The following is a 6,030-nucleotide window of genomic DNA, read 5'->3' as shown; positions in this document are numbered from 1 at the left end:
ATCGACGTCAACCTGACCGGCGTGTTCCTCTGCACCCGCGAAGTCGCGGCGAAGATGATCGAGCTAAAGAATGAAGGCGCAATCATCAACATCTCCTCGATCTCCCGTGCCGGCAACATGGGCCAGGCCAACTACTCCGCCGCCAAGGCCGGTGTGGCTGCCGACACCGTGGTCTGGGCTAAGGAGCTGGCGCGTTACGGCATCCGCGTCGCGGGCGTAGCGCCGGGCTTTATCGAGACCGAAATGGTCGCCAGCATGAAACCCGAAGCGCTCGAACGCATGACCTCGGTCATCCCGCTGCGCCGCATGGGCAAACCTGCCGAGATCGCCCACTCGGTGGCCTATATCCTGGAAAACGACTACTACACCGGTCGCATCCTGGAATTGGACGGCGGCCTGCGTATCTGATCCGCACCGATCTGCTGAAACTAAAAAGCCCCGCAAACGCGGGGCTTTTTGTTGGCTGAAAAATTTACCAACCCACGCCAAAACCCAGGCTATAGCGAGTTTCGTCCAGCTCGCCTTCTGCACCGCTGACCAGGTCCTTCTCGGCCTTCATATTCAGCGAAGCCCAATCGGTCAGTTTGTAACGTAGGCCGACGGCGGCATCTAGGGTGTAGTCCGCCGCGTTGGCCAGCGGCTTGCCGACTTCGCCATCGCTGAACAGCTCGACGCGCTTGCCGACCAGGTAGCGGTTGTAGTCCCACTTCACGCTCGCGGCGTAGAAGTTGTCGCTCTCGCCATTGCTGTATTCGTAGTCGGTGCGGTTGAGCAGGCCAGCCACGGAGAAGGCCCCCAGCTCATCGTCCCAGAACTGGTAACCCGGACCGGTACCCACAGTGCGCTGACGCTCAAGCTCTTCGACCATGTCGCGCTTGTACTCGAAGCGTCCTTGCCAGAACCACTTCTCGGTCAGGAAGCGGTCGAGGGCGTACTCCGCGCTCCAGTTGTCGGTGGTCACCACATCGTCCTGGAACTCGCGGTTGTAGTCGGCTTGCGCGTTATGCCGCCAGAGGCCGTGGCGCGCCTGGGTCTTGAGGCTGACGTCGTAATCGTCGGTGTCGCGCTCGGCGCGCTTGTAATCCAGCGCCGCATCGATATTGCCCTTCCAGACCAAATCCTCAACCAATGGCTTGGGCTTGAGAATCTGCGAAATGCTGGCCAGCTCGATGGTCTTCGGCGCTTCACCGTTGGCCAGCGTCACCTTGCCGGGTTCGGCCGCCTGCAAGGACTTGGCGCGCTCGCCGTGCACGGTGTTTTCCTTGACCAGCAGCTCCTGATCGCTCTCCAGGGTGGCGATTTTCGCCCAGTCCAGGGCGATTGCGCCGCCGTAATCGGTTTCCAGCAGCAATTTGCCGCCGTCATAGAACTTGATCTTGCCGGTCAGGCGATCACCGTTTTTCAACCATACGGTGTCCGCCAGGGCGGAGGTTGCAGCCACAGAAAGGGCCAGGCACAGCAGAGTCTTGGAGAACATAAGGCTGATTTGCATATCTCGAGTTCGCGAAAGGCCGGGCATTATCCGTAAGCGCGCCAGCAGAGCAAGCACTGACCGACAGAATCACTGCGAGTTCAGCCAACGCGGCGGCTACGGCCTACCAGCCCACGCCAAGCCCCAGCAGATAACGCCGCTCGCTGGTGGTTTGCCCCAGCCCGCGCACCTGGTCCAACTCATACAACAGCGATAGGCGCGCCCAGTCGTTCAGGCGGTAACGCAGGCCCATTTCACTGTCGAGCGCGTAATCGATTTCCTCGATCGCGGGCAGCTGCAACTCGGCATTGGTGTAGAACTCCAGCCGCGAGCCCCAGAGCAGGCGCTTGTAATCCCACTCCAGGGAGTAGGTGTCGAACTCCAGATCAGCCTGCGCCGTTTCGAAACGCACGCGATTGAACTGGCTGATCAGGTCAAAGCGTCCCAGCTCGTTGTCCCAGAAGCGATAGCCAGGCCCGGTACCGACAATGCGCTGGCGGTTGACCTGCGCGAACTCGTCTTCGCGCTGCTCAACACCGGTTCGCCAGAACCAGTGATCGGTAAAAAAGCGGTCGAGGTCGTACTCCAGCTGCCAGTTATCGTCGGTCTGGCTGCCGTTCTTGGTTTCGCGCTCCAGCTCACCGGTCAGCACATGCCGCCAACGCCCATGCTCGATGCGTGTATTGCCCTTGATCTTCCACTCGTCGGTTTCATCCTCGTTGCGCTCCATGTCCAGCTTGGCGTCGAGGTTGCCCTCCCAGATCCGGTCTTTGAACAGCGGACGCGGCGGCACCAGGCGGGTGATGCTGGCCAGTGGCACGGTCTGCGTGGTGGCATTGAGCACCCGCACCATGCCCTTGCCAGCGGCATCCAGTTGCTGGCTATGCTCGCTGTCGAGCCCCTGGCGGCGCACCAGCAAGGGTTTCTCCGAGCGCAGGGTGTCGATATCCTTCCAGGCAATCAGCACCTGGCCGGCATACTTGGTTTTCAAGGCCAGCTTGCCGCCATCGAGCAGGATGATCTCGCCGCTCAGACGGTCACCATTGTTCAGCCAGACCGTATCCGCCCATACAGGCGCGGCCAAGCCAAGAACCAGCGAAAACAGCAGGGTACGTAGCAGCATGATCGGAGAGCCAGATAGCGAGCCAGGACAGGTGCCGCAGCATGCCGCGCCGAGCATGCCGACAGCAAGCCAGGTGGAACGCCGCACGGCACTTTATGGCGTGCTGGCCCAGGTGCCCACCGGGTGCGTGGTGAGCTATGGTCAGCTGGCCGAGTATGCCGGCCTGGGCCGCGCGGCACGCTGGGTCGGGCGCACCCTGAGCCAGCTGCCAGACGGCAGCACACTGCCCTGGCACCGGGTGATTGCCGCCGGCGGACGCCTAAGCCTGCCGGCAGGCAGCCTCTCGGGCACGGAGCAACGCCTGCGCCTGCGCGAGGAAGGCGTGCAAATCCATAACGATCGGGTGGATATGCCCCGCTATGGCTGGCGTCCAATGGAGCACAGCGGTTAGAGTGCGCCCTTTATTAGGTCAAACTCAGGCTGAAACTCGCTCAATGCCCCGTAAAAGCTGGCGCGACGCCATTGCTGCTTACTCCAGCCCCTCGACACTGGTGCTGTTACTGCTAGGGTTCGCCGCCGGCCTGCCTTACATGCTGGTGTTCTCGACTCTCTCGGTGTGGTTGCGCGAAGCCGGCGTGGCCCGCGAAACCATTGGCTTCGCCAGCCTGATCGGCCTGGCTTATGCCTTCAAATGGGTCTGGTCACCCCTGCTTGACCAGTGGCGCTTGCCATTGCTCGGGCGCATGGGCCGTCGGCGCTCCTGGCTGGTGCTGTCGCAGGTGCTGATCGCCATCGGCCTGGTCGGCATGGCCCTGTGCGACCCACAAACCCACCTGACCTGGCTGATTTCCCTGGCCGTACTGGTGGCCTTCGCCTCCGCCACCCAGGACATTGCCGTCGACGCCTACCGCCTGGAGATCGTCGACGACACCCGCCAGGCCGCCCTCGCCGCCAGCTATATGGCCGGCTACCGGGTAGCTGCGCTGCTGGCGACCGCCGGCGCACTGTATTTCGCCGAAGGCTTTGGCTCCACCGTGCAGCTCTACCAGCACGGTGCCTGGGCCGGCACCTACATGCTGTTCGCCATACTGATGCTGCCGGGACTGCTGACCAGCCTGTGGATGCGCGAGCCGGCCGTACCGCTGCGCACCCAGCTGGCCGCCGCCCGCTATGGCTTCAGCCATCAGATTGCCTCGGTGCTGGTACTGATCGTGCTGCTGGTGTCGGTGCCGGCGATGTTCACCCAGTTCTTCCACAGCGACTTCGCCAGCCTGGTCAACGGCGAAGCCAGCCTGCTCGACCTGCTGCTGGAGGACCGCGCCTTCCTGCGCGCCCTGCTCTACACCATTCTCACCGCCCTGTGCCTGTCGTCCATGGGCCGCCGCGGCCTGGCCCCAGTGCTGACCCCAGTCAACGACTTTATCCTGCGTTACCGCTGGCAGGCTTTCCTGCTGCTGGGGCTGATCGCCACCTACCGCATGTCGGACACCGTGATGGGCGTGATGGCCAACGTCTTCTATATCGATCAGGGCTTCACCAAGGACCAGATCGCCAGCGTCAGCAAGCTGTTCGGCCTGGTCATGACCCTGATCGGTGCCGGCTTCGGCGGGCTGCTGATCGTGCGTTTCGGCATCCTGCCGATCCTGTTTATCGGCGGCGCGGCCTCGGCGGCGACCAACCTGCTGTTCCTGATGCTGACCGGCATGGGCGCAGACCTGCAGATGCTGATCGTGACCATCTCCGCCGACAACTTCAGCGCCGGCCTGGCCACGGCGGCATTTGTCGCCTACCTGTCGAGCCTGACCAACCTGAAGTTCTCCGCCACCCAGTACGCCCTGCTCAGCTCGATCATGCTGCTGTTGCCACGCCTGATCGGCGGCTACTCCGGGGTCATGGTAGAGAAGCTCGGCTACGCGCAGTTCTTCCTCGCCACCACCCTGCTCGGCATTCCGACCCTGATCCTGATCATCCTGCAATGGCGGCGCGAACGGCCGCAGGACAACGGCAGCGCCCCGCTCACGCAGCCTGAGCAAGCATAAAAAAGCCCCGCCATGCGGGGCTTTTTTATATCGCCGTGCTTAGCTGGCCTGCAGCAGATGCACCACCCGCTGCGGCAGCGGAATGCCGATGCCCGCCTCGGCCAGGCGCTCCTTGGCCTGCTCGGTAAAGGCGAAGGTCACCGGCCAGAAATCCGCCGTGGCCACCCAGACCCGTAGTGACAGGCTGATCGCGCTCTCGCCCAGAGCCGTCACCACCACCATTGGCTCAGGCTCACGTCGCACACGCGGATCCTGGGCGATGCTCAGCAGCACCGCACGGGCCTGCTGGATATCACTCGAGTAGCCGATACCCAGGTTGATATCGACACGCCGCGTGGACTCCCGCGAATAGTTGATGATATGGCCGTTCGAGAGGCTGCCGTTGGGCACGATCACCACCTTGTTATCCCCCGTCTTCAGCGTGGTGTGGAAGATCTGGATGCTGTCGACGCTGCCGGCAACGCCCTGTGCCTCGATCCAGTCGCCGGCACGGAATGGACGGAACAGCATAATCAGCACGCCACCGGCGAAGTTCGCCAGGCTGCCCTGCAGCGCCAGGCCAATGGCCAGGCCGGCGGCACCGATTACCGCGATAAAGGAGGTGGTTTCCACCCCGACCATCGAGGCAACGCTGACCAGCAGCAGAATTTTCAGCACGATGCTGGCCAGGCTGCCGATAAAACTGTGCAGCGCGCGGTCGACCTGGCGCTTGTCGAGCAAACGGCCGACCTTGCGCGTCAGCGTATTGATCAGCCACCAGCCGAGCAGCAAGGTAAGCCCTGCCAGCAGCAGCTGGGCACCGTACTGCAGCACCACCGGCAGCCAGGTCTCAGACATCTTCACCAGTTGTTCGAAGTTCATTTCCATCGTGCAGATCCTTTTCCATGGTTGAAAACAAACCGCCACGGCAAGCCGTGGCGGTTTTAGTGCGGCTCCTTGCGACGCCCGAACGGCGGCAAGGTTCAACCTCTGCGCTTAATCGCGGAAGTTGTTGAACTGCAGCGGCATGCCGAAATCCTTGGCGCGCAGGGCGGCAATCGCCTCCTGCAGGTCATCGCGCTTCTTGCCGGTAATGCGCACCTGCTCGCCCTGAATGGCCGCCTGCACCTTGAGTTTGCTGTCTTTGACATGCGCGACAATCTTCTTCGCCAAGTCTTTTTCGATGCCTTCACGCAGGATCACTTCCTGCTTGACGCTCTTGCCCGACGGGTAGGCATCTTTAAACTCCAGGCACTGCACATCGATCTTGCGCTTGACCAGGCAGAGCTTGAGAATCTCAACCATCTGCTCCAGCTGGAAATCCGCATCGGCTGTCAGGTTGACAGTCAGCTCTTTCAGCTCAAAGCTACCTTTACCGCGCAGGTCATAACGACGGTCCAACTCTTTGATGGCGCTGTCGATGGCGTTGGTGACTTCATGTTTGTCCAGCTCGGACACCACGTCGAATGAGGGCATGG

At 62.1% G+C, this 6,030-nt stretch carries 7 protein-coding genes; 3 read left to right on the top strand and 4 right to left on the bottom strand.

Annotated elements, in window-relative coordinates:
- Positions 1 to 408, top strand: a 408-nt coding sequence (locus WBK23_RS11170) for an SDR family oxidoreductase (RefSeq protein WP_424484023.1), incomplete at its 5' end; no start/stop codon positions are given.
- 64 nt (positions 409 to 472) lie between these two features.
- Here WBK23_RS11170 and WBK23_RS11165 read toward each other — a convergent pair.
- Together WBK23_RS11165 and WBK23_RS11160 are read right to left on the bottom strand one after the other, a co-directional pair.
- Complete coding sequence (locus WBK23_RS11165; RefSeq protein WP_424484035.1) at positions 473 to 1,477, bottom strand: DUF481 domain-containing protein; 1,005 nt, start codon at positions 1,475 to 1,477, stop codon at positions 473 to 475.
- Between the two features lie 118 nt (positions 1,478 to 1,595).
- A complete protein-coding gene (locus tag WBK23_RS11160; protein WP_424484022.1) occupies positions 1,596 to 2,594 on the bottom strand; it encodes a DUF481 domain-containing protein in 999 nt (332 codons plus the stop codon).
- 55 nt (positions 2,595 to 2,649) lie between these two features.
- Between WBK23_RS11160 and WBK23_RS11155 the strand changes: the two genes are divergently transcribed.
- On the top strand, positions 2,650 to 2,985 hold the full coding sequence (locus tag WBK23_RS11155) for an MGMT family protein (protein WP_424484034.1): 336 nt from the start codon (positions 2,650 to 2,652) through the stop codon (positions 2,983 to 2,985).
- Positions 2,986 to 3,028: 43 nt separating this feature from the next.
- Entirely contained in the window at positions 3,029 to 4,573 is a 1,545-nt protein-coding gene (locus WBK23_RS11150; RefSeq protein ID WP_424484021.1) for an AmpG family muropeptide MFS transporter, read from the top strand.
- A gap of 39 nt (positions 4,574 to 4,612) precedes the next feature.
- On the opposite strand, the gene WBK23_RS11145 is transcribed toward WBK23_RS11150, so the two are convergent.
- Positions 4,613 to 5,440 carry a mechanosensitive ion channel family protein gene (locus WBK23_RS11145; RefSeq protein ID WP_424484020.1) on the bottom strand — a complete coding sequence of 276 codons (828 nt, stop codon included), beginning with the start codon at positions 5,438 to 5,440 and terminating at the stop codon, positions 4,613 to 4,615.
- Positions 5,441 to 5,548: 108 nt separating this feature from the next.
- Positions 5,549 to 6,028, bottom strand: coding sequence for a YajQ family cyclic di-GMP-binding protein (locus WBK23_RS11140; protein ID WP_422579639.1), 480 nt, complete (start codon positions 6,026 to 6,028; stop codon positions 5,549 to 5,551).
- Positions 6,029 to 6,030: the final 2 nt, after the last annotated feature.

It is taken from the genome of Pseudomonas sp. (assembly GCF_049653025.1).
In the GTDB taxonomy this organism is placed as follows: domain Bacteria; phylum Pseudomonadota; class Gammaproteobacteria; order Pseudomonadales; family Pseudomonadaceae; genus Aquipseudomonas.
This window is presented reverse-complemented; position numbering and strand designations above follow the sequence as displayed.

Bases quoted from the DNA above. Each gene is read 5' to 3' on its own strand.
- WBK23_RS11165 (WP_424484035.1), bottom strand. From the start codon at position 1,477: ATGTTCTCCAAGACTCTGCTGTGCCTGGCCCTTTCTGTGGCTGCAACC.
- WBK23_RS11160 (WP_424484022.1), bottom strand. From the start codon at position 2,594: ATGCTGCTACGTACCCTGCTGTTTTCGCTGGTTCTTGGCTTGGCCGCG.
- WBK23_RS11155 (WP_424484034.1), top strand. From the start codon at position 2,650: ATGCCGACAGCAAGCCAGGTGGAACGCCGCACGGCACTTTATGGCGTG.
- WBK23_RS11150 (WP_424484021.1), top strand. From the start codon at position 3,029: ATGCCCCGTAAAAGCTGGCGCGACGCCATTGCTGCTTACTCCAGCCCC.
- WBK23_RS11145 (WP_424484020.1), bottom strand. From the start codon at position 5,440: ATGGAAATGAACTTCGAACAACTGGTGAAGATGTCTGAGACCTGGCTG.
- WBK23_RS11140 (WP_422579639.1), bottom strand. From the start codon at position 6,028: ATGCCCTCATTCGACGTGGTGTCCGAGCTGGACAAACATGAAGTCACC.